We start from the raw sequence: 22,916 nt of genomic DNA on the forward strand, positions 1-22,916 counted from the left end.
AATCTTCCTTTATCGTTTACTTAATATTTGCCCAATTCTCGTAGGCTAGTGTGATTTTCCTGAATGCGTCGGAACATCTTTTCCATGTCCGATTTGGTGAAGTTGACCAAGACGGGACGGCCGTGGGGACAGTTATAAGGGTTGTCACATTGGGACAGTTGGTAGATGAGATCCCGTGCGGAGTAATCGTCCAGTGTGTGATTGGCCTTGATGGAGCGTTTGCAAGACATCATGATGGCCAACTCCGCCCGGTATTTCTTGATGGACACTTCCTTGGTCAAAAGGAGCATATCACACATCTCATAGATACCCGACTCGATCTCTTCTTCCTTCATCCAAATCGGATGCTCCCGCAAGATCAACTGGTTGGCTCCGTACTCTTCTAGATAGACGCCCACTTCCTCTAGGAGGTGTTTACGCTGTTGCAGGCGGATCAGATCGTCTGCAGGGAATTCAAAGATATAAGGCACCAGCAGTTGTTGCTGACTGCCGTCTACGTCCCCGATGCTCTCCCGGTATTCTTCGTATTTGACCCGCTCTTGGGCCGCATGCTGGTCAATGATGTAAAGACCCCCATTGCCTTGGGCAAAGAGATAGGTCCCATGCATCTGACCGAAATATTCCAACTCTGGGAAGGTCGAATGTTCTTCTCCTTCCAACTTGTCATAAGCCTTATCTAGACTAGCTAGATCCAACTCTGGATGGTCCAGTTGATCATACTGAGGCGCCTTTCGCTCCGCAAATTTGATGGCTGGTGATTTAGCCTCCTGATTTCCCTCTTCTGAGGCAAAGAGAACCGTTTGCTCTGGGGTCAATTCACCACTTGGCTGGGATTCTGCAACCTCTGGACGGACAAAGAAGTCTCCCTTGTCTCGGTCGTAATAGAGGCTATTTTCTTTTAGAGGGAGACTGGTCTGGACTGGTTTTTCTGTTCGACGAAGCGTCGACTTGGCTAGATTTTCCAAAGCATCTGGAATCAGATCCTGCTCTTTCAAAGCGGAGACAATGGCCTGGGAGATCAAGGCCATTAGTTCTCGTTCTTTAGAAATGCGCACCTCTTGCTTGGTCGGGTGGACATTGACATCCGCTAGATAGGGGTCAATCTGAATATTGATGACCGCTATCGGGAAGCGTCCAACCATGAGTTTACTGCCGTAGCCGTCCAAGATGGCCCGATTGAGCAAGAAATTCTTGATGTAACGACCGTTGATAAAGAGACTAATGTAATTGCGATTGGCCCGGGTCAATTCTGGCAAAGAGACGAAGCCCGACACTTCAAAGTCCAAATCACCTGTCTCGATGGCAACCATTTTCTTAGCGGTAGCGAGCCCGTAGACTCCTGCGATGGCTTGACGGAGATTCCCCGTTCCTGCCGTCCGTGTCATTTCATGGCCGTCATTGATCAAGGTAAAGGCAATCTCTGGATGGGCCAGACTCAGGCGGTTGAGAATGTCGACGACATGGGACAACTCTGCCTGCTGGCTCTTCATATATTTGAGGCGGGCTGGTGTATTGAAAAAGAGGTCCTCAACTGTGATTTTAGTCCCCACAGGGCTAGTCGCCGGCTCAAGAGAAGTGATTTCGCCCCCTTTAGCCTCTAGCTTGGTCCCATGACTAGCTCCTTCCTGAGCTGTCAGGATGGTCATGACACTGACAGAGGCAATAGACGGCAAGGCCTCGCCACGGAAGCCTAGGGTCCGGATACGAAAGAGATCTGCTTGACTCTTGATCTTACTAGTCGCATGGCGACGAAGAGCTAATTCCACTTCCTCATGGGCAATCCCTTGTCCATTATCCGTGATTTGAATGCTCTTTAAGCCAGCTTCTTCGATCTCTACGACAATCTGACTAGCTCCCGCATCGATGGAGTTTTCAACCAGTTCCTTGACCACACTAGCAGGGCGCTCGATGACCTCACCGGCAGCGATTTGATTGGCTAAAATTTCTGGTAATTCGATAATCTGTGACATAGCTTCCCCTCTTATGTTTTATACGCGCATAGGTAGAACTATTATACCATATCTCCAAGGAAGCCCTCCCTTTATAAAACCTTGTGCTCCAGCTCCATTAAAGATACCGTCTTCTACCAGATAAACAGACAAACTGACCGAATATGCGAAAAGCCTTGTCTTGATGCCTGAAAAAGTGTTTAATAGACTTGTAAGCAAGAAGTCCTGCTAGCGGATCGCTTACCTGACGTCAATATGTTAGAAGGGATTTGTATGAAAGTAACAGTTACCATTGACCCCCATTTTCAAGAAGAAGGCGTAGCCATCACAGGGCCACAACCTAGCGAACGCATCCAGAAAGTCCAACAATTCATTGAGGAATTGGACCAGAAGGAACGCTTGCGAGCGAAAAAGGAGGGGGAAACCTATCTTGTAGAGACTCACTTGTTTCATCGGTTCTATATTGAAAACCGTCAAGTCGTTGGGGAAACAAAGGATGATCACTTCATCCTCACCGGCCCCCTCTACCAACTCTCTCAAGACTTGCCCATCTATTTTTTAAAAATTTCCCAATCTGAAATTATCAATACCAAAGAAATCGATCACCTGCATTTTACCAGCAGCGGATCGGTCCAAATCAATCTGAAAAACGGGACCATCACCTATTCGTCTCGTCGCTATTTAAAAGCTATTAAGGAGAAATTATCATGTTAAAGACTCATCTATCGAATGCCTCTAAAGGCATCTTCATCGGCCTTACCCTCTCTATCGTCTTTTCTTTCCTAAACTCACCTTCCACTTACATGCCTCTCAGTCCAAGTTCAGGCGTTGGACAATGGATGCAAGCCCACGACGTGCATGGATCCCTTGTCATGCTCTATTGTATCCTTATATGGGCTGGCATCGGCTTGCTCTTCAGCTTAGGAAAAAACCTGTTCAACAAAGACTGGAGCCTCCTCCGTGCGACCCTCAGCCACTACCTTTTGATGCTCTTTGGTTTTCTACCTTTGGCAACCTTGGGAGGCTGGTTCCCAATCCAAATCAGCTTCTACATCTCCGTCATTATAGAGTTTAGCCTTGTGTACTTGGTTATCTGGGCGGTTTCTTATCACATTTACAAGAAAAAAGTAGAAGAGATCAACCAACAGTTGCAAGGGAAAGCCTGAGGAATTCAAAAAAATGACTTTTATTTTTTAGTCATTCAAGAAGATGAAAAACTTTCCGCTGTGAGAAAAGTGCCTGAAACAACTGTGTTTCAGGCACTCGGAATCATTGAGACCTTAGGCTCAATGATTAGTCATGGAACTTCTACGAAGTTCGCTGACGTCCGTACTCACCTAAGGAAAGTTTTTAAAATTACTTTGTCTTCAATCTGAAACAGTTCGAATGAACTGTTTTTTAAATTCTCTTTTTCATCTCGGCAACTGCCATCATGACTTCCATCGGGGTCATATTGTAGATATCGAGATTCTTCAACTCTTCTAAGACAGAGTGAGAGGAAGTTGCTTCAAACAAGGATATCTGTTCTCCGACCTGTGGAGAGGATTCTTGTGTTGGAGTCGCCATCGGCACTTCGTGGCTTTGGCCTTCTAATTGACTCAAGATAGTATCTGCCCGCTTCAAGAGATCGCTTGGCAGCCCGGCAATCTTGGCCACATGGATCCCATAGGATTTATCCGCTGGTCCCTCTTCAATCCGGTGCAAGAAGGTCACTTGGCCATCCTTCTCCAAGGTTGCGACGTGGACATTGCGCAAGCGAGATAGGGTCTGCTCCAGGTCGGTCAACTCATGGTAGTGGGTGGCAAAGAGCGTCTTGGCACCTGTCCGGTCATGGATGTATTCGATGATGGCTTGAGCCAAGGCCATCCCATCATAGGTCGCCGTCCCCCGTCCCAACTCATCAAACAAGATAAGAGAAGCCGGAGTCGCTTGGCGAATGGCATTGTTGGCCTCCATCATCTCAACCATAAAGGTCGATTGACCGGATACCAAGTCATCTGCAGCCCCAATCCGGGTATAAATGGCATCAAAGAGAGGAAGGGTCGCCGCCTGAGCCGGTACAAAGGAACCAACCTGAGCCATAATGACAATGATGGCCAACTGGCGCATATAGGTGGACTTCCCGCTCATATTAGGTCCCGTAATCAACTGGATATCACAGGTCTCATCCATAGAAATGCTGTTGGGGATGTAGCTTTGAGCTCCCATCACCTTCTCAACAACTGGATGACGCCCCTTTTCAATCCGGATATCGCGCGCCTCTTGGAAGACTGGACGGGTCAGTTGTTGCCTTTCAGCTACACAGGCCAACCCTTGCAAGACGTCCACCGTTGCTAGGGCTTGGGCTAGGGACTGCAGGCGCTGGATGTACTTGCCGACTTCCTCTCTGATCCGTAGGAAAATCGCATACTCTAGGCTAGTCGACTGTTCCCGAGCTTCTAGCATCTCCCCTTCAATCCGAGCCAGTTCCTCTGTCCCAAAGCGCTCAGAATTTTTCAAGGTTGCCTTGCGGAAGAAATGAGCTGGTACACGGGATAATTGGGAATTGGTCACATGGAAATAATAGCCATCTTTTTTGTTGTAGTCAATTTTAAGTCCGGTGATGCCACTGGCCTCCCGTTCTTTGGCTTCGATCTCTGCAATCCAGCCGGTCCCTTCCCGGAGGACGACACGGTACTGGTCCAGAGTTGGGTCAAAGCCGGTACGGATGATATTACCTTCTGTCAGAACGATAGGGGCATCCGGGTCAATCGCTGCCTCGATGAGACGGCAAAGCTCTGGTAGCTCATCTAACTGGGCAACGAGGAGGTCTAGCACGGGCTCGCCCATCTCGACCAAAAGCGATTTGATCAAGGGAACATGGCGCAGGGTTTCACCCAACTGCAAGAGGTCCTTGGGAGTGGTCTTGCCAAAGGAAACCCGACTGGCCAATCGCTCGATGTCATACACTCCCTTGAGACGATCTGCCAGATCACTTCGCTCAAAGAAATGGTCCAAGAAGACTTGGATAATCTCTTGGCGTTCTTCGATCCGATGGCGGTCCATCAAAGGCTTCTGGATCCATGCCCGCAAGAGACGGCCTCCCATGGCTGTCTTGCTTTCATCTAGGAGCCAGTAGAGGCTGCCATGTTTTTTGCCAGTCCGAGCATTTTCTGTCAAGTCCAAACTCGCCTTGGTCGCATAATCCATCTGCAAGAAATCACGAACTTCATAGTGATGGGCAGGCTTGATATGGTGGAGTTCCCGCTTCTGGGTTTCCTGGACGTATTGGAGCAGGCCTCCTGCCGCTATTCTCTCCAAATGAGTCAAGTCAGCCCCTAAAAGTTGGACATCCTCCGCCACTTCTGAGATAGGGGAGAGCAAGAGGTTCATTTGGCCAAGAAGGACTCTTTCTTCACCTTCTGACAAGGAGTAGGTCAGGACAATCTCCCGCGCCCGTAGGTTGCGGATCTCCCCACAGACCATGGCAAAATCATTCAGACTGGTGACCTGAAACTCCCCGGTCACTAGGTCCATATAGGCAAGGCCATAGTCCGTCTCATCATGAGACAAGGCTACCAGGAAGTTGTTGGCGCTGTCTGGCTTGGTCGAATCGACAACGGTCCCCGGAGTAATGACTTGGACCACTTCCCGTTTGACCACACCGACGGCTTGCTTGGGATCTTCCATCTGCTCTGCAATAGCCACCTTATAGCCTTTTTCGATCAAGACATCGATGTACTGCTGGGCCGAATGATAGGGAACTCCAGCCATGGGAATCGGATTTTCTGCATTTTTATTCCGAGAGGTCAAAGAAATCTCTAAAATCTGTGCTGCATTGACGGCATCTTCATAAAAGAGCTCGTAAAAATCCCCCATCCGAAAGAGCAAAAAAGCATCCGGATAGTCTTTTTTGATATCTAGGTATTGCTGCATGCCAGGTGATATTTTTTCTGCTGCCATATCGCTCCTTTTCTATATCATTGCATTCATTCTGAGTGCTTACTCCAACTCTAAACTGACATAAAAGGAGGGCCGATCCCTTTCTGGACTGGTCCCTCGCCCTTGACTAGTGACTAGAATGTTGGAGAATGGTCTGCTGGACTGTTTGTGCTACTTCTTGGTCCTTGCAAACAATTAAGAGGGTATTGGCCCCTGCGACGGTGCCAAGGATTTGATCATCCAAGATCTCATCGACTGCATTGGCTAAAATAGCCGCTTCTCCCAGCTCCGTCCGAACAACCAGTGTGAACTCCGCTCTCGAGACCACTTGTGCATATTGAGCAATCAGTCTAAAAATATCTGTTCGATCAGGTTCGTCTGCTAATTTATAATAGAGGCCACCCTTTTCTTTTACCTTGATCAGACCGATTTCTCGTAGATCTCTAGATAAGGTTGTCTGGGTCACTCCCGCCCCTCTTTGTTCTAGACGGTCTTGAATGTCTTTTTGCGTCGATAACTTCTCATGTTGAATAATTTCTCGAATCAAAAGTTGACGTTCATCTTTTTTCATTTTTGCTCCACTTTTGAATAATTATACTTTGATTATACCAAAAAGTTTGAAGAAAGGCCGAATTTTGTGATAGAATAGTAACAAAAGACCAAAGGAGCTACTATGAATCATAAAGAACTTATTGCAAGTGAATTGGCAAAAGTCATTGAAGGCTTAGACCAAGAAACTATCTTAAATTTACTAGAGCAACCAAAATCTTCAGACCTCGGAGATATCGCCTTTCCTGCCTTTTCTTTGGCTAAAATCGAACGCAAAGCTCCTCAAGCGATTGCTGCTGATATTGCGGAAAAAATCGATGCCTCTCACTTTGAAAAAGTCGTTGCAACTGGACCTTATGTAAACTTCTTCTTGGACAAATCTAAGATCTCTGATCACGTAATCAAATCTGTTATCGAAGCAGGTGCAGACTACGGTCAGCAAGACGAAGGACATGGAGGAAATATTACCATCGACCTTTCTAGTCCAAATATTGCAAAACCTTTCTCAGTTGGTCATTTGCGCTCAACCGTTATCGGAGATGCTCTTTCAAATATCTTCCGCAAAATGGGCTACAACACCATTAAAATCAACCACTTGGGAGACTGGGGTAAACAATTTGGTCTCTTGATGGTCGCTTATAAAAAATGGGGTAGCAAGGAAGCCGTCGAAGCCAATCCAATCGATGAATTGTTGAAACTCTATGTCCGCATCAATGCCGAAATCGAAAACGATCCTGCTTTGGATGAGGAAGGACGTCTCTGGTTCAAGAAATTGGAAGATGGAGATCCAGAAGCGACTGAATTGTGGCAATGGTTCCGTGACGAGAGCTTGGTAGAATTCAACCGTATCTACAAACTCCTCGGTGTTGAATTTGACAGCTTAAACGGAGAAGCTTTCTACAATGACAAGATGGATGAAGCTGTCCAAATCCTTGAAGACAAAGGCTTGTTGAAAGAGTCTAAGGGAGCTAGCATCGTTGAGCTGGATGATGTCAACCTTCCACCAGCTATGATTAAGAAATCAGACGGTGCCACTCTTTATATCACTCGTGATATCGCAACCGCTATCTATCGTGCACGGACTTACAACTTTGTGAAAAACATCTATGCTGTAGGTCAAGAACAATCCAACCACTTCCGTCAGTTGAAAGCTGTTTTGAAGAAAATGGGATTTGACTGGAGCGACGATATGATCCACGTTGACTTTGGTTTGGTCACAAAGAACCGCCAAAAATTGTCAACTCGTAAAGGAAATATCATCCTGCTCGAACCAACCCTTCAAGAAGCCATCTCTCGTGCTAAAGCGCAGATCGAAGAAAAGAACCCTGAATTGGAAAACAAGGAAGAAGTAGCACGTGCAGTCGGTGTTGGTGCCGTTAAGTTCTACGACTTGAAGACAGATCGTCGCAACGGGTATGACTTTGACCTTGAAGCCATGGTATCCTTCGAAGGGGAAACTGGACCATACGTTCAATACGCATACGCACGTATCCAATCCATCCTTCGCAAAGCCAACTTCACTCCATCTGCAGATGCAACATACAGCTTGAACGACCCTGAAAGCTGGGAAATCATCAAACTTCTCCAAGACTTTGCTCGTGTCGTGAAACGTGCTGCTGAAAACTATGACCCATCCTTGATTGCTAAATATGCTATCAACTTGGCTCAAGCCTTCAACAAGTACTATGCTCACACTCGTATCTTGGATGAAAGCCCAGAACGCGATAGCCGCCTTGCTCTTAGCTACTCAACAGCAGTTGTTTTGAAAGAAGCGCTTCGCTTACTTGGTGTCGATGCACCTGAGAAAATGTAATTTCTTCCTTACTTTTTGATAGGAAACCGTCTCTTGTAGGGGTGAGAGGAATCGCTAAATAAACCTTATTTAGTTCCATCTCACTCCTTTTCTCATGCTCAATACACCTATATTTTTAGGGATTATCGCTTCCCTTCATCCATTATCTTATCCTTTGGAGAACCCTATGAATCAAACTGTTTATATTCTTATTTTAGTTAGTCTGCTCATTCTCTTTTTAATCAATAAATACGAGAGAGAAAAACTGCAAAAGATTTTACAAGAGCAACTCTTAAAAGATGAAGCCTTCAAGGCAAGCATCAAGGAACAAATCCAAACGACGGAAAACATCAACGATGTCATTCACGCCATCAATAAGGACTATCGCCTCGGCCTCTTGCTCTCGAAAGAAATCACAGATCAATTAAAATAAGCCCTAAAAGAGGAGTCATACAAAATATGACCCCTCTCTCTTCAACCGCAACAAATAAGAGAGTGGGACAGAAATCGGTAATTCGTTAGAATTCGATTTCGTCGTCCCACCTCCGCACAGTTGAGTAGGGCTGTAAAAGCTGATGAAATCAGCGTGGTAGAGCCCACTCAACCACTGCGTCTTGCTCGATAATCCAAAGACAATTGAGAGGCTAGGACTTTTGTCCCAGCCTCTTTTGTTTTAAAGACGATACAAATCTTCTACAATGGCCGCTACTTTTTTGATATCCCCTAGCATTCCTCGCATCTCAAAGTCTGCTAGCATAGGGAAACCAAAGCGTTGGCTGTACTGCTTGGCCGTTAGGCAATATTGATTGTTGAAGTTGCGATTTCCTGATCCTACAACTCCCAAGCATTTAGTGGCATTGTCTCCATAGGCGATAAAGTCTGCTACATCGGTCGTTAAAATTTCCACATCTCCATTATCAACACCATTTCCTCCTTCTAGGTAGGTCGGCAAAAAGGCGATAAAAGGTGTATCAACTTCAAAGAAGGGCTTCCCTTCTTTGACTAGGTCTTTGACATGGATTTTTTCAATGACCAAGTCAGGGTACTGCTCCCATAGATAATCACTGAGACGACGAACAAAACTTTCAGTATTGCCACTTAAACTGATATAGACAAAACATACTTTCATTTTTTTCTCCAATCAGACCAGCTCCTCTTCTTTGTTCCAGACTTGAGGAGTTTTTTAATGCTATGATCTAAGCTTGAAGGTCGCTAGCTGGTCTATTTTTCAATTTGTAGAGGAGGATTCCCAAGTAAACAAGGGCTACAACCACACTCAAGACAAGTGCATATAAGCTAGAAGCCTGTAACAAGGTCCGCAATTTATCTGATGTGATTACCGACATGGAAGAACGATAAGACCAGAAATTGTGCAAGCTTATTAGGAGGAAGGCTCCAATTTGACCCATATAGGCATAGGTTGCCTTGACAATATCCTTTTTAGATAGGAAGAAATAGCCAACAGCAATTAAGCCTGCAATCAAAAGAGAGAGCAACAACCAAGCGATTGGTCCGCGTAAGGCTACGATTAATTTTTCAAGGAAGGCTTTGTATTCTTCCCGTTCAAGAGCAGTGGTTAAGTTCAAAGAAGCTGCCGTTTCATCTGTGACCTCCACTTTAGCCAATCCAAAGAAGGACTGAGCAGTTAATAGAGTTCCCATCGCTGAGAGGGCTAGCAAGACATACATATAAATCGGATTTTTCTTCATTGTATTTCCTCGTTTCTAATATCCATAGTATTTATTATAACGTGAACCTTAGGGAAGCGCAAGTTTAGATTTTCCCAGTTATCCTATACAAAAAAGCTCCCTCTAAATCAGGATATGATCCAAAAGGAGCTCCTCTTTTATGAGTATATTGCTTCTAGAATTCTGAAAGCAAATTAGTTCAAGTGCCAGATATCTTCGTTGTACTGAGCGATAGTACGGTCAGATGAGAAGAATCCTGCTTTAGCAATGTTGACGATGACTTTATCCAACCATGCGTCACGGTTTTCGTAATCAGCAAGCATTTGCTCTTTCACTTTGATGTAGTCTTCCAGGTCAAGAAGAGTCATGAACCAGTCTTTGTTGATCAATTCATTGTAAAGACGTTCCAAGCGTTCTTTCTTACCAACTGCAAGAACAGCGTCGCTCACGATAAAGTCAACCAATGGTTTGATCGCTTTACGAGCGTAGAATTCGCTTGATTTGTAAGCTGATTTTGCGTAAAGATCGATAACAGTTTCTGAATCTTCACCAAAGATGTAGATGTTTTCGTCTCCAACCAACTCAGCGATTTCCACGTTAGCACCGTCCATCGTACCAAGAGTCAAAGCTCCGTTCAACATGAATTTCATGTTACCAGTACCTGAAGCTTCTTTAGAAGCCAATGAGATTTGTTCTGAGATGTCACATGCTGGGATCAAGAAACTTGCTGCAGTAACGTTGTAGTTTTCAACCATTACGACTTGCAAGTGTGGTGCTACTGCTGGGTCGTTTGCAATCACTTCTGACAAGCAAAGGATCAAGTGGATGATGTCTTGAGCGATTGTGTAGGCAGGAGCTGCTTTACCACCAAAGAAAACTGTGATTGGACGAGCAGGGATATTACCAGCCTTGATGTCCAAGTATTTGTGAATCACATACAAAGCGTTCATTTGTTGACGTTTGTACTCGTGAAGACGTTTGATTTGGATATCAAAGATTGAGTTTGTATTGATTTCCACACCTTGGTGTTCTTTCAAGTGACGAGCCAATTTACGTTTGTTGTGAGCTTTGATGCTTTCCAATTTTTCTTTGACAGCAGCATTGTCTTCGTATGAAAGAAGGTCTTCCAATTTAGAAGCTTCATGGTGCCAGTCGCGTCCAAGAATCTCATCCAAGTAGTGAGACAAGCTTGGGTTAGCATGCATGAGCCAACGACGGAAAGTAATACCGTTTGTTTTGTTGTTGAATTTTTCTGGGTAAAGATCGTAGAAAGCTTTCAACTCAGAGTTCTTCAAAATTTCTGTGTGAAGAGCGGCAACTCCGTTTACGCTGTATCCATAGTGGATATCCATGTGGGCCATGTGTACACGATCGTTTTCATCAATGATTTGAACAGCTGGATCTTTGTATTCAGCACGAACACGGCGGTCCAATTCTTTGATGATTGGTACCAAGTGAGGAACCACTTCTTCCAAGAATTCAAGAGGCCATTTTTCAAGGGCTTCAGCAAGGATTGTGTGGTTTGTGTAGGCAGTCATGCTACGAACGATAGAGATTGCTTCATCAAGTTCGATACCACGTTCAGTCAAAAGACGGATCAATTCAGGAATCACCATTGATGGGTGAGTATCGTTGATTTGTACAACTGCGTAGTCAGCAAGGTCATGCAAGTTGCTTCCTTTTTCGATGGCTTCATCGATGATCAATTGAGCACCGTTTGAAACCATGAAGTATTGTTGGAAGATACGGAGTAATTCACCTTGTTTGTCGCTATCGTCTGGATACAAGAAAAGTGTCAAGTTGCGAGCGATATCTGTCTTGTCAAAGCTGATACCATCTTCGATGATAGAAGAGTCAACTGAATCCAAGTCAAACAAACGCAAACGGTTTTTCGTAGCTGTTTTGTAACCAGGTACATCGATATCGTAAAGAGTAGATGTCAATGTGAAGTGTGCAAATGGTACTTGGTAGCTACGGCTTGAGCGAACCAACCAGTTTTGCTCAGTTAACCAAGCGTTAGGAATGGTTTCTTGTTGGTTGTTTTTAAGCACTTGTTGGAAAAGACCGTAGTGGTAGTTCAAACCAACCCCGTCACCGTTCAAACCAAGTGTAGCGATGGAGTCGATAAAGCAGGCTGCCAAACGTCCCAAACCACCGTTACCAAGCGATGGTTCCAATTCTACTTCTTCGATTTCGATCAACTCTTTACCTGCATCAGCAAGTTCTTTCTTAACATCGTCATAAAGACCCAAGTTGATCAAGTTGTTTGACAAGAGTTTACCAATCAAGAACTCAGCTGAGATATAGTAAACTTTTTTCTTACCAGTGTTCACTGGTTTTTGGCTGCTTGCTAGTTTGCTGTAGTTAAGAAGAGCAAGGTAAAGCTCTTCGTTGCTACATTCTGCGATAGATTTATTGTAACGATTTTGTACAAATTCTTTTAATGGCAACATTTTTTTATGTCTCCTGATAATGTCTTATTCTTTAATTCTACCAAATTTTCATTGATACGGCGATAAATTGTAGTCAAGTCAAGCAATTCTTGCTCGACAGCCGGCGTCAATTGATCCGCTGTCATCCGCCATGCCCAGTTGCCACCAAGAGTAGATGGGAAGTTCATTCGCGCTGAACCATCCAACTCTAACAAATCTTGCATGGTAGCGATGGCCATAAAGCTGACTGAAGCAAAGACGGTACGAAGCATCGCATGTGGAACAGATTCGTATTCTTTACGGTTGGTGTAACGAGCAAGGTACTCACGAGTTGGATCGTCAATTTCATTGCGGTACCATCCAAGAACCGTGTTGTTATCATGTGTACCAGTGTACATAACAGAGTTATTTGGCGCTAAGTGAGGGCTGTCGATACTTTCATCATCAGGATTGAAGGCAAATTGAAGAATCTTCATGCCTGGGAAGCCTGTGCGCTCACGAAGCTCAATGACTTCGTCCGTCATGAAGCCAAGGTCTTCTGCGATGATGTTCAAATCACCGAGTTCTTCTTTCACTGCGGCAAAGAGTTTGTAGCCAGGACCTTTGACCCATTTACCTAGTGCTGCTGTATCAGAACCAGCTGGGATTTCCCAGTAAGATTCAAAACCACGGAAGTGGTCGATCCGCACGATGTCGTAGATCTTGAAGCTCTCACGCAAGCGTTCAATCCACCATTTGTAACCATCTTTGTCCATTGCTTCCCAGTCATAGATTGGGTTACCCCAAAGCTGACCAGTTGCTGAGAACTCATCTGGTGGGCATCCTGCGATGCAGGTTGCTTTTCCATTTTCATCTGTTTTGAAGAGATGAGGATTTGCCCACATATCGCTTGAATCTTCCGCTACGTAGATTGGCATATCACCTACGATCTCAATATGGTTGTCGTTAGCGTATGCTTTCAATTTCAACCATTGTTTGAAGAAGAAATACTGTGTTACTCGATGGTAAGTCAATTTGTCTTCCAATTGAGCGCGGTATGAAGCAAGGGCTTCCGGTTGACGTGCACGAATCGCAGCGTCTGGCCATTCTGTCCATGCTTTTAATTCAAAGTGCTCTTTAATAGCCATGTATTCTGCGAACAATTCCAACCAAGCTGCATTTTGCTCAACAAAACGGCTGAAGTCATCCCAATCACCGTTTTCGATAAAAGCTTTAACTGCTTTTTCTAGAAGGGGACGACGTTGTTCGAAGATCTTCTCATAGTCTACTTCTGTTGGATCTTGACCAAAATCAACACCTTCAACATCAGATGCATCCAAGAGCCCTTGCTCGATCAAGAGATCGAAGTCAATAAAGTGGGTGTTCCCTGCAAAAGCTGAGAAAGATTGATATGGAGAATCTCCATAACTGGTTGTTCCGAGAGGCAAAATTTGCCAATACCGTTGCTTGGTCCGAACCAGGAAATCCACAAAATCGTAAGCTGCTTGACCAAACGAACCGATTCCATACTTCCCAGGCAAGGATGAAATGTGCATCAAGACACCACTTTGGCGTTTTTTCATTGAGGGTACCACCTTTAGTTTAATATTTTTTGTTTCAAAGAAAAATAGACGAACCTTCTACACTGTTTCTGATCCAACTCCGACTCTCAGAAAGAATAGAAGAAGCCCAGCCATCAGACATAGAACTGAATTTAACCTATTTATAAATGACCCTAGGTCATATTTATGCAACGTCCAAGGAAAACGTTTGCGTTACGTGTCCATTATAAAATATTCCTTCAGTTTATGCAAGAGGTTTCCTAAACTTTTATGATTTTTTCTGCAGGTTCACTCCATGCCTAGTTTAACCCTTTCTTATTCTCTTGTCAACTATTTGTGTGTATATAATAGAAGATAAAAAAATTTTAAAAATTTTTGCACAAAGAGCTTGCAAACGTTTTCGCCCTGTGATATACTATTCGTGTTAAGGAAAACGTTTGTCTAAAACGTTTTCAACTAATAATCTTATTTTTATTCTTTAGGAGGAATAAATCATGAAACGCACAATTCTTCGAAGCGCTGCTGTACTTGGTACAGTTGGATTCGCATCACTTCTTTTGGTAGCTTGTGGAGGCAAAAAAGACGACTCTGCTGCTTCTGAGAACGAGTTGACAGTATACGTTGACAATGGTTACAAAGCTTACATGGAAGAAGCTGCGAAAGCTTTTGAAAAAGAAAGTGGAACAAAAGTAACTATCAAGACAGGGGACGCTCTTGGTGGATTGGACAAATTGTCTCTTGACAACCAATCTGGTAAAGCTCCAGACGTTATGATGGCACCATACGACCGCGTAGGTGGACTTGGTAACGACGGTCAATTGGCTGAAGTGACATTGAACAAAGACAGCAAGACTGACAAAACAACTGAATCACTTGTAACAAACGGTGGTAAAGTTTACGGTGCACCTGCTATCATCGAAACTTTGGTTCTCTACTATAACAAAGACCTCATCCAAGAAGCTCCAAAAACTTTTGGCGAACTTGAAGAATTAGCAAAAGACAGCAAGTATGACTTCGCTGGCGAAGCTGGTAAAAACACAGCCTTCCTTGCTGACTGGACAAACTTCTACTATGCATACGGACTCCTTTCAGGTAACGGTGGATATGTCTTTGGTAAAGATGGTACAGATCCAAAAGACATCGGTTTGAACAACCAAGGTGCTATCGATGGTATCGAATACGCGAAAACTTGGTATGCTAAATGGCCTAAAGGATTGCAAGACACTCAAGGTGCTGCAAACTTCATCCAAACTCAATTCCAAGAAGGTAAGACAGCTGCCATCATTGATGGTCCATGGAAAGCAGCTTCATTGAAAGAAGCAAAAGTAAACTACGGTGTAGCAACTATCCCTACTCTTCCAAACGGAAAAGCTTACTCTGCCTTCGGTGGTGGTAAAGCTTGGGTTATTCCTGCAGGTGCTAACCACCCTGAAGCAGCCCAAAAATTCGTAAACTTCTTGACTACAACTGATCAACAAAAAGCCTTATACGATAAGACTAACGAAGTGCCAGCTAACACAGAAGCTCGTGAATACGCTGTTGGTAAAAACGATGAGTTGACAACTGCCGTTGTTAACCAGTTTGAAAATGCACAACCAATGCCAAACATCTCTGAAATGAGTACTGTTTGGGATCCAGCTAAAACTATGCTCTTCGACGCTGTAAGTGGTAAGAAATCTGCTAAAGATGCTGCTGACGATGCTGTTAAATTAATCAAAGAAACTATCGAACAAAAATTCGGTGGCAAGTAATACAGTTCCCAAGGGGCTGGGAATCTTTCCCAGCCTTTCACTGTGATGTGGCCCCTGGTCGCTCACGCATAAGGAGTCGATATGGAAACACAACAAGATCCCAAAAAAGCCATGTGGTTATCCCTCATTCCTGGCTTGGGACAAATCTATAACAAACAGAAAGCAAAAGGATACATCTTCCTTGGTGTAACACTTGTCTTTCTTGCTTACTTTTTCGGTATTGGTTTGGAGGAATTGTCCAAACTCATCACCCTCGGTACTGTCCGTGGAAAAGATAATTCTCTTTTTATCTTGATTCGTGGTGCCTTCCACTTAATTATCACCGTCGTTTATTTGATGTTCTACGCTCTAAATATCAATGATGCGGGTACTGTAGCTAAGCGGATTAATAACGGTATTCGAGTGCCGAAGACCCTAAAAGAGATGGTGAATGCTATCTATGAAAATGGCTTCCCATATCTCTTAATCATCCCTTCTTATATTGCCATGACCTTTGCAATCATCTTCCCTGTTTTGGTTACCTTGATGATTGCCTTTACCAACTACGACTTTAAGCATACAGCTCGCTTTACGCTCCTCGATTGGATCGGACTTCAAAACTTCACCAACATGTGGACTTTGAGTACCTTCCGTTCTGCCTTTACATCTGTATTGGGCTGGACCTTGATCTGGGCCTTGGCAGCTTCTACTCTTCAAATCGTTCTTGGTATCTTGACAGCCATTATTTCCAACCAACCATTCATTAAAGGAAAACGCATCTTCGGTGTTATCTTCCTTCTTCCTTGGGCGGTTCCTGCCTTCATCACGATCTTGACCTTCTCAAACATGTTCAACGATAGTATCGGGGCCATTAATGCGCAAGTCCTTCCGCTCTTTGCGAAGATTTTCCCATTCTTGGATGGGGTTCTTATTCCTTGGAAAACAGATCCTACTTGGACGAAAATTGCTTTGATTATGATGCAAGGTTGGCTCGGCTTCCCTTACATTTACGTCTTGACACTCGGAATCTTGCAATCTATTCCAAACGACCTTTACGAAGCAGCCTATATTGATGGAGCGAACGCTTGGCAAAAATTCCGCAACATTACCCTCCCAATGATTTTGGCGGTTGCGGCACCAACGCTCATCAGCCAATACACCTTCAACTTTAACAACTTCTCCATTATCTACCTCTTTAACGATGGTGGTCCTGGATCTGTTGGAGGAAATGCTGGTTCGACTGATATCTTGATTTCTTGGATTTATAAATTGACAACGAACTCATCACCTCAATACTCAATGGCTGCTGCGGTTACGTTGATTATCTCTCTGATTGTGATCTCGATCTCGATGATTGCCTTCAAGAAACTGCACGCATTTGATATGGAGGATGTGTAAAATGAAAAATTCAGTTCAATTTAAACGCCGCCTGAATCATTTCTTGACTTACCTCTACTTGGTTGTCCTTTCCATCATCATCATCTATCCCTTGTTGATCACGGTTCTTTCAGCCTTCAAAACTGGTAACGTCAGTGCCTTTACGCTTGATTTCAGTGGCAGTCTCAGCTTTGATAACTTCCAAAAACTCTTTACGGATACCCTATATGGTACTTGGTATCTCAACACCTTGATTATCGCCATTATTACCATGGTTGCTCAAACGTCCATCATTACCTTGGCAGGGTATGCTTACAGCCGCTACAACTTCTTGGCTCGTAAGCAAAGTTTGGTCTTCTTCTTGATTATCCAAATGGTCCCTACCATGGCTGCTTTGACTGCCTTCTTCGTTATGGCCTTGATGTTGAATGCCTTGAACCACAGTTGGTTCCTGATCTTCCTCTATGTCGGTGGGGGAATCCCAATGAACGCATGGTTGATGAAGGGTTACTTCGATACAGTCCCAATTTCACTTGATGAATCTGCAAAATTGGATGGTGCTGGACACTTCCGTCGCTTCTGGCAAATCGTCCTTCCATTGGTTCGCCCAATGATTGCGGTCCAAGCTCTTTGGGCCTTCATGGGACCTTTTGGAGACTACATCTTATCTAAATTCTTGCTTCGCGATGAAATCAATTACACGGTAGCTGTTGGTCTTCAGACCTTTATCAGCGACCAAAAAAATCAAAAGATTGCCTTCTTTGCGGCAGGTGCGATTCTGATTGCAGTTCCAATCTGTGTGCTGTTCTTCTTCCTTCAAAAGAACTTTGTTTCAGGTTTGACAGCTGGTGGGGATAAAGGATAAAATAAACTTTTCTATAACCTTCCAGCAATAATGAAAAGAACGAAATTTCCTCTCGTGCTTTTCTCCCAGTCACATAAATTTTATCTTTAAGGAAAGGATGGGAGTGGGACAAGGATAGCAAGTTGATTGATTTGCTACCGGTCTTCCTCCCATCTTTGGTTAAGGATAAAATCTTGTTATGCTCTCCATACAAGGGAAATCCATCCCGGAGATTAGAAAGGTCTCTTCATGCCCTATCCATTTAATTATTTTTCCAGCCTTTTTCAGGTAAGAAAAGCATTTGCCAACCGCAAACAACTCAACTGGTTCCAAATGATCTTTACCTCACTCTTTCTTCTATCCTTGACCCTGATTCCTGTTGCCGTTCAAAATGCGGAATTACAGACCTACCCCTTAACCACCTTTGTTAGCGATGTCTTTGATCCCTTAACAGAAGATGTTATGAAAGACTTGAAAGAAAATGTCCGTATTGAACAGCATGAACTAGTCTATAACAGTCATTTTGGAGTTCATAAGAACAAAGCTGGCCATGTGATCATTGGTCATCACGTAGGGACTCCATTAGGTGAAAAATTAACCCTCTATTTCGATAAGACCCAACTAGTGATCAGCAGAGAAAATAAAGAACTTGCAAGCATTCCTTATCAGGCAATCAATCAAAAGAGTCTTGAAAACAAAGATGCTTTAAGCCAAGCCATTTCCAAAGATTGGTTCCAAGCTAATAGATTAGCAGTTAGTCTCTTCCTCGTCCTCTTCTCAGGTTTCTTATCTGCTGTGAATTTTGCAATTTTAGTATTCGGTGCTTCTTTCTTCCTCTATCTAACAAGAAAGTCGCGTCTCTTCTCTTTAAAGACTTTCAAAGAATGCTTCAATTTCACCATCAACTGTCTTGGATTGCCTATTCTTGCGAGCGTCCTGATCAGTTTATTGTTCCACCAAGTCTTTACAACAACCATCTTGATCCAAAATATCCTATTTGTCTTATTCCTAGCGCTCGCCTTCTATAAGACTCATTTCCGGGACCCTGATTATAAACCTTAAGGAGGTCTTTTATGCGTGTCACCATCAAAGATGTCGCCAAACATGCTGGCGTTGCACCATCTACCGTTACACGAGTGATTCAAAACAAATCTACTATTAGTGAAGAAACCAAAAAACGGGTTCGCGCTGCCATGAAAGAACTGGATTACCATCCAAATCTTAATGCTCGTAGCTTAGTGAGCCAGTCCAGTCAGGTGATTGCCCTGGTCTTACCTGATGAAAGTGATGTGTTTTTCCAAAACCCATTCTTCCCAACGGTTCTCCGGGGAATTAGCCAAGTTGCTTCTGACTATGACTATGCCATTCAGATTTGTACAGGGGCTAATGAAACCCACCGCCTCGATCAACTCAAACAAATGATTTATGGTAAGCGGGTAGATGGGCTCATCTTCCTCTATTCCAAATTGAATGATCCTCTGGTTGACTTCTGTATTCAAGATAAATTTCCTTTCTTGATTTTAGGGAAAGCAACTTCACCTTTTGTATCCTTAGTCGATAACGACAATGTTAAGGCAGCCTTTGACGCGACCGAATATTTTATCAACAAGGGATACCAACACATCGCCTTTATTGGAGGAAATAAGGAATTGGCCGTTTCTCAAGACCGCTACAAGGGTTACCAGGAAGCTCTTGCCAGTCACCAGATCCCTCTTCGTGAGGAATTGGTCAAGTTCTCCTTTGGTTTCTTGCTGGAAGAAAATTCTTACCAAATCATGGATACCCTGCCTTTTGAAGAACTTGAAGCACTCATGACAACGGATATTCTAGTTGCCGAAGGGGTTCGGAGATACCTGAGCGACAAACAAGTCGACCTTCCGATTATTTCCTTCGACTCCATTCCACCGCGGATCCCTATTGACGCCTATATTGATATCAATACGGTTGAATTGGGACGCGAATCTGTCAGAACCTTACTCCAAATTATTAAAGACAACAAGGAAAACAAAACTGTTTGCTACAGACAGCTCATTGAACACTCGATTATTGAACTTTAGGAGAACCTATGACCACACACTTTGCTGCTTATTTAGATGACCAAGACTTGATTCGCATGGAAGGAGGAGAGAGCGTAACGGCCTTTCTTCCTTTTACATTGACGTCTGGTTCGAAAACGATTGAACTCTTGCCGACAGAGGAAGAAAAAACTCTTCGAAGCCCCCTTCCCATCGACATGAGTCAAAGCTATACTCTCTCCAACGCTAAAGGAGAAACCTGCCTCCTCCACTACCGCGACATTGTCCGCCAACCCATCTTTGATCAGCTATATGCTTATGATGGAGAGGATTTAGGAGCTCATTACTCAAAAGAAAAAACGACCTTTGCCTTCTGGGCTCCCATTTCTCAAGAGGTTGAGCTCTTGATCAACCAAACTGCCTACCCGATGGAGCGGACAGAAAAAGGAGTTTGGCGTCTAGAACTCGAGGGAGATTGGGAAAAATCCTCTTACTACTACCAACATCATGTCAACGGTGTAACCCATATCGTTTATGATCCTTATGCTCTTTCTTCTGAAGCCAATTCAGGAGCTAGCTATGTCATCGACCGACACAAGATTGAACGCCCCATTCAGAGAGCAACGACGCAATTGGATCCGACTGAGGCCATTATTTATGAACTGAGTGTCCGTGATTTCTCCATGCAAAAAGAAGCTGGTTTCCATCATCCTGGAACCTTCCCAGCCCTCTTAGAATCTCCTAAGCATGGAGAACAGACCTTTGGCTTTGACTATTTGAAATCCTTGGGCATTACTCATATTCAGCTCTTGCCCCTCTATGATTTCGGAAGCGTGGATGAAACCAACCCTACTTCTGGCTACAATTGGGGCTATGACCCTGTGCAATACAATGTTCCTGAAGGAAGTTTTAGTAGCCAGGCAAATGATCCTTACCAACTGATTCTCGAGCTACAGCAAGTAATTGATGCCTACCATAAGGCAGATCTCAGCCTCATCATGGACGTTGTCTATAACCATGTTTACCTCTCTGATGAATTTGCTTTTGAGCGGATTGTCCCAGGCTATTTCTATCGCTATGACCAAGACCGTCAACGAACCAACGGAACCTTCTGTGGCAACGATGTAGCCAGCGAGAGAGCCATGGTTCGCAACTATATCAAGCAGTCAGTCAAGCAATGGGTTCAACTCTACGGCTTTGATGGTTTCCGCTTTGACCTGATGGGCATTCTTGACCGCCAAACCATGATGGAAATTCAAGAAGAATTAGTAGCCATTTACCCCAACATTTACCTTTATGGAGAAGGGTGGAAGATGGATACCGGACTAGATCCTGAACTCCTGGCCCATCAATACAATGCCAGTCAACTCCGTCCGTATGGCTTCTTCAGTGACAATTTCCGTGATACCATTAAACGAAGCATCCTGAACGAAGGACGTATCGACAGTCGCTATCAGGCCAATGATCTGGCTAATATTTTGACTGGTAACATCGGACTCAAAGGAGCACCTCACTTTGTGCGTCCTCAACAGGCGATCAACTATGTGGAATGCCACGATAACGCAACCTTCTTTGACTATCTCAAGGTTGAAGATCCAAACATTTCAGAGGAGCAACGTCAGGCTAAAGCTCGACTAGGCTTGCACCTCGTACTCTTAGCTCAAGGAGTTCCCTTCCTACATGCTGGTCAAGAGTTCTATCGCAGCAAGGGCTTAGAAGAGAATACTTACAATCTTCCAGATGCTCTAAATCAACTAGACTGGCTTTCTTCTATAGCTTATGAAACAGATATTCAGTTCCTGCGCGAATTGATTGCCTATCGTAAAAAGGAAGAACTCCTCCGCCTTGTAAATGCCCAAGACATTCGAGATTATTGTCAAGTTACTTGGACTTCGGAGAAGACCTTCTCATACAGCATCGAGAAAGACGGACGTAAGTTGCTTATCTTGGTCAACCTGGGGGATCAAGAATGGTCCTATCGACTCAAACAGCCTGCTAGATTAGCAATTTCCTACCCTCATATTTATGGAGGAGATCAAAATATTTCTCAAGAAGAATTTACCATTCCAGCCCATGGCTGGATCTTGGTAGAAAAAGCATAAAAAATTCCTGCAAGAAGTTCTTGCAGGAATTTTTTAATCTTCTACTTCGACAAAGCGTCCAATAATATGAACATTGTCTGAAATTGTTATAAAAGCTTGAGGATCCGCTTTTTCCATTAAAAATTTAAACTCATTAAACTCTGCTCGGGTAATAACAGTGAGCAAGACCGCTTTTTCCTGATGGTTATAGGTTCCTTCGGCATTGTGGATAATGGTTGCCCCACGATGCAAGCGCTTATGGATTTTCTCAATAATCTTATCCGGTTGGCTAGTGACAATCATAGCTTGCATCCGCTTCTGCTTGGTAAAGACGGCATCTGTCACTCGACTAGAAACAAAAATGGTAATCATCGAATAGAGGGCATACTTCCAACCAAAGGTCATCCCTGCTATCAACATGATGGTCCCATTGACGATGAGAGAAATTTTACCGACATTCTTGCCCGTTCGTTTTCGAATGGTCAAACTAACAATGTCGGTTCCCCCACTTGAGATATTATTCCGAAGGGCAAAACCAATCCCTGTTCCCATAACAACCCCCCCAAACAAGGCGTTCATGATAGGGTCATTGGTGAGAGTAACTTCGGGGACAAATTGGATAAAGAAGGAACTCATGGACACCGTGATAAAGGTGAAAATGGTAAATTTATGGCCAATTTGATACCAGGCAATAATCATTAAGGGTAGATTGATGGCATAAAATGACAAGGAAACAGGAATCGTAAAGCCCAAAAATCGATCACTAAGAGCGGAAACAATCTGTGCTAACCCTGTCGCTCCACTTGAATAGACACGTCCCGGCTGGAAAAAGAAGTTCACAGCAATCGCAGATAAAAATCCATAGACCAATGAGGCTGAAATCTTTTCATCATACTTTTCGCGGGAAATACTTTTCAAGACCCGTAATAATTTAAAATTATAAGCAATTCTTCTCACATAAAAACGTAAGATTTTACCTAAGCGAGTTTTTTTCATG

The 22,916-nt window shown here is 43.9% G+C and carries 18 protein-coding genes; 10 read left to right on the forward strand and 8 right to left on the reverse strand.

The window, feature by feature from the left end:
- Nucleotides 1-20 precede the first annotated feature (20 nt).
- Entirely contained in the window at nucleotides 21-1,970 is a 1,950-nt protein-coding gene (mutL, locus tag EL081_RS09655; RefSeq protein WP_126404974.1) for a DNA mismatch repair endonuclease MutL, read from the reverse strand.
- Nucleotides 1,971-2,222: 252 nt separating this feature from the next.
- Between mutL and EL081_RS09660 the strand changes: the two genes are divergently transcribed.
- Both EL081_RS09660 and EL081_RS09665 read left to right on the forward strand, forming a co-directional pair.
- Nucleotides 2,223-2,663 carry a LytTR family DNA-binding domain-containing protein gene (locus tag EL081_RS09660; protein ID WP_040802875.1) on the forward strand — a complete coding sequence of 147 codons (441 nt, stop codon included), beginning with the start codon at nucleotides 2,223-2,225 and terminating at the stop codon, nucleotides 2,661-2,663.
- Nucleotides 2,657-3,115, forward strand: a complete 459-nt coding sequence (locus tag EL081_RS09665; protein WP_048715642.1) for a DUF3021 domain-containing protein — start codon at nucleotides 2,657-2,659, stop codon at nucleotides 3,113-3,115. The genes EL081_RS09660 and EL081_RS09665 overlap by 7 nt, the downstream gene beginning before the upstream one ends.
- Nucleotides 3,116-3,347: 232 nt before the next feature.
- On the opposite strand, the gene mutS is transcribed toward EL081_RS09665, so the two are convergent.
- Nucleotides 3,348-5,891, reverse strand: coding sequence for a DNA mismatch repair protein MutS (mutS, locus tag EL081_RS09670; RefSeq protein WP_126404975.1), 2,544 nt, complete (start codon nucleotides 5,889-5,891; stop codon nucleotides 3,348-3,350).
- Nucleotides 5,892-5,997: 106 nt separating this feature from the next.
- Entirely contained in the window at nucleotides 5,998-6,441 is a 444-nt protein-coding gene (gene argR / locus EL081_RS09675) for an arginine repressor (protein ID WP_126404976.1), read from the reverse strand.
- Nucleotides 6,442-6,543: 102 nt separating this feature from the next.
- Here argR and argS point away from each other — a divergent pair, with 102 nt between their 5' ends.
- The gene (gene argS / locus EL081_RS09680; protein WP_126404977.1) at nucleotides 6,544-8,232 is read left to right on the forward strand and encodes an arginine--tRNA ligase; all 1,689 of its coding nucleotides are present in this window, start codon (nucleotides 6,544-6,546) and stop codon (nucleotides 8,230-8,232) included.
- A 166-nt stretch (nucleotides 8,233-8,398) separates the two neighbouring features.
- Nucleotides 8,399-8,644: a hypothetical protein gene (locus tag EL081_RS09685; protein WP_006596982.1), complete on the forward strand. Its 246-nt coding sequence runs from the start codon at nucleotides 8,399-8,401 to the stop codon at nucleotides 8,642-8,644.
- 240 nt (nucleotides 8,645-8,884) lie between these two features.
- On the opposite strand, the gene nrdI is transcribed toward EL081_RS09685, so the two are convergent.
- The 4 genes from nrdI to malQ all read right to left on the reverse strand — a co-directional run bounded on the left by nrdI (nucleotide 8,885) and on the right by malQ (nucleotide 13,905).
- Nucleotides 8,885-9,352 carry a class Ib ribonucleoside-diphosphate reductase assembly flavoprotein NrdI gene (gene nrdI, locus EL081_RS09695; protein WP_123160721.1) on the reverse strand — a complete coding sequence of 156 codons (468 nt, stop codon included), beginning with the start codon at nucleotides 9,350-9,352 and terminating at the stop codon, nucleotides 8,885-8,887.
- A 55-nt stretch (nucleotides 9,353-9,407) separates the two neighbouring features.
- A complete protein-coding gene (locus tag EL081_RS09700) occupies nucleotides 9,408-9,920 on the reverse strand; it encodes an ABC transporter permease (RefSeq protein WP_126404978.1) in 513 nt (170 codons plus the stop codon).
- A gap of 173 nt (nucleotides 9,921-10,093) precedes the next feature.
- On the reverse strand, nucleotides 10,094-12,352 hold the full coding sequence (gene glgP / locus EL081_RS09705; protein WP_126404979.1) for a glycogen/starch/alpha-glucan family phosphorylase: 2,259 nt from the start codon (nucleotides 12,350-12,352) through the stop codon (nucleotides 10,094-10,096).
- Nucleotides 12,340-13,905, reverse strand: coding sequence for a 4-alpha-glucanotransferase (gene malQ, locus EL081_RS09710; protein WP_347231945.1), 1,566 nt, complete (start codon nucleotides 13,903-13,905; stop codon nucleotides 12,340-12,342). Before malQ ends, glgP begins: the two co-directional genes overlap by 13 nt.
- 461 nt (nucleotides 13,906-14,366) lie before the next feature.
- Here malQ and EL081_RS09715 point away from each other — a divergent pair, with 461 nt between their 5' ends.
- The 6 genes from EL081_RS09715 to pulA all read left to right on the forward strand — a co-directional run bounded on the left by EL081_RS09715 (nucleotide 14,367) and on the right by pulA (nucleotide 21,940).
- A complete protein-coding gene (locus EL081_RS09715) occupies nucleotides 14,367-15,623 on the forward strand; it encodes an extracellular solute-binding protein (RefSeq protein ID WP_126404981.1) in 1,257 nt (418 codons plus the stop codon).
- 81 nt (nucleotides 15,624-15,704) lie between these two features.
- Entirely contained in the window at nucleotides 15,705-17,000 is a 1,296-nt protein-coding gene (locus EL081_RS09720; RefSeq protein WP_126404982.1) for a sugar ABC transporter permease, read from the forward strand.
- Between the two features lies 1 nt (nucleotide 17,001).
- Complete coding sequence (locus EL081_RS09725; RefSeq protein ID WP_006596980.1) at nucleotides 17,002-17,844, forward strand: sugar ABC transporter permease; 843 nt, start codon at nucleotides 17,002-17,004, stop codon at nucleotides 17,842-17,844.
- A gap of 228 nt (nucleotides 17,845-18,072) precedes the next feature.
- On the forward strand, nucleotides 18,073-18,885 hold the full coding sequence (locus tag EL081_RS09730) for a DUF1189 domain-containing protein (RefSeq protein ID WP_126404983.1): 813 nt from the start codon (nucleotides 18,073-18,075) through the stop codon (nucleotides 18,883-18,885).
- Between the two features lie 11 nt (nucleotides 18,886-18,896).
- Nucleotides 18,897-19,880, forward strand: a complete 984-nt coding sequence (locus EL081_RS09735; protein ID WP_126404984.1) for a LacI family DNA-binding transcriptional regulator — start codon at nucleotides 18,897-18,899, stop codon at nucleotides 19,878-19,880.
- Nucleotides 19,881-19,888: 8 nt separating this feature from the next.
- Complete coding sequence (pulA, locus tag EL081_RS09740) at nucleotides 19,889-21,940, forward strand: type I pullulanase (protein WP_126404985.1); 2,052 nt, start codon at nucleotides 19,889-19,891, stop codon at nucleotides 21,938-21,940.
- 33 nt (nucleotides 21,941-21,973) lie between these two features.
- Here the strand turns inward: pulA and EL081_RS09745 are convergent, their stop codons facing one another.
- Entirely contained in the window at nucleotides 21,974-22,915 is a 942-nt protein-coding gene (locus EL081_RS09745; RefSeq protein WP_126404986.1) for a YitT family protein, read from the reverse strand.
- Nucleotide 22,916 lies beyond the last annotated feature (1 nt).

It is taken from the genome of Streptococcus viridans (genome assembly GCF_900636365.1).
GTDB lineage: Bacteria > Bacillota > Bacilli > Lactobacillales > Streptococcaceae > Streptococcus > Streptococcus viridans_A.

Bases quoted from the DNA above. Each gene is read 5' to 3' on its own strand.
- mutL (WP_126404974.1), bottom strand. From the start codon at position 1,970: ATGTCACAGATTATCGAATTACCAGAAATTTTAGCCAATCAAATCGCT.
- EL081_RS09660 (WP_040802875.1), top strand. From the start codon at position 2,223: ATGAAAGTAACAGTTACCATTGACCCCCATTTTCAAGAAGAAGGCGTA.
- EL081_RS09665 (WP_048715642.1), top strand. From the start codon at position 2,657: ATGTTAAAGACTCATCTATCGAATGCCTCTAAAGGCATCTTCATCGGC.
- mutS (WP_126404975.1), bottom strand. From the start codon at position 5,891: ATGGCAGCAGAAAAAATATCACCTGGCATGCAGCAATACCTAGATATC.
- argR (WP_126404976.1), bottom strand. From the start codon at position 6,441: ATGAAAAAAGATGAACGTCAACTTTTGATTCGAGAAATTATTCAACAT.
- argS (WP_126404977.1), top strand. From the start codon at position 6,544: ATGAATCATAAAGAACTTATTGCAAGTGAATTGGCAAAAGTCATTGAA.
- EL081_RS09685 (WP_006596982.1), top strand. From the start codon at position 8,399: ATGAATCAAACTGTTTATATTCTTATTTTAGTTAGTCTGCTCATTCTC.
- EL081_RS09700 (WP_126404978.1), bottom strand. From the start codon at position 9,920: ATGAAGAAAAATCCGATTTATATGTATGTCTTGCTAGCCCTCTCAGCG.
- glgP (WP_126404979.1), bottom strand. From the start codon at position 12,352: ATGTTGCCATTAAAAGAATTTGTACAAAATCGTTACAATAAATCTATC.
- EL081_RS09715 (WP_126404981.1), top strand. From the start codon at position 14,367: ATGAAACGCACAATTCTTCGAAGCGCTGCTGTACTTGGTACAGTTGGA.
- EL081_RS09720 (WP_126404982.1), top strand. From the start codon at position 15,705: ATGGAAACACAACAAGATCCCAAAAAAGCCATGTGGTTATCCCTCATT.
- EL081_RS09725 (WP_006596980.1), top strand. From the start codon at position 17,002: ATGAAAAATTCAGTTCAATTTAAACGCCGCCTGAATCATTTCTTGACT.
- EL081_RS09730 (WP_126404983.1), top strand. From the start codon at position 18,073: ATGCCCTATCCATTTAATTATTTTTCCAGCCTTTTTCAGGTAAGAAAA.
- EL081_RS09735 (WP_126404984.1), top strand. From the start codon at position 18,897: ATGCGTGTCACCATCAAAGATGTCGCCAAACATGCTGGCGTTGCACCA.
- pulA (WP_126404985.1), top strand. From the start codon at position 19,889: ATGACCACACACTTTGCTGCTTATTTAGATGACCAAGACTTGATTCGC.
- EL081_RS09745 (WP_126404986.1), bottom strand. From the start codon at position 22,915: ATGAAAAAAACTCGCTTAGGTAAAATCTTACGTTTTTATGTGAGAAGA.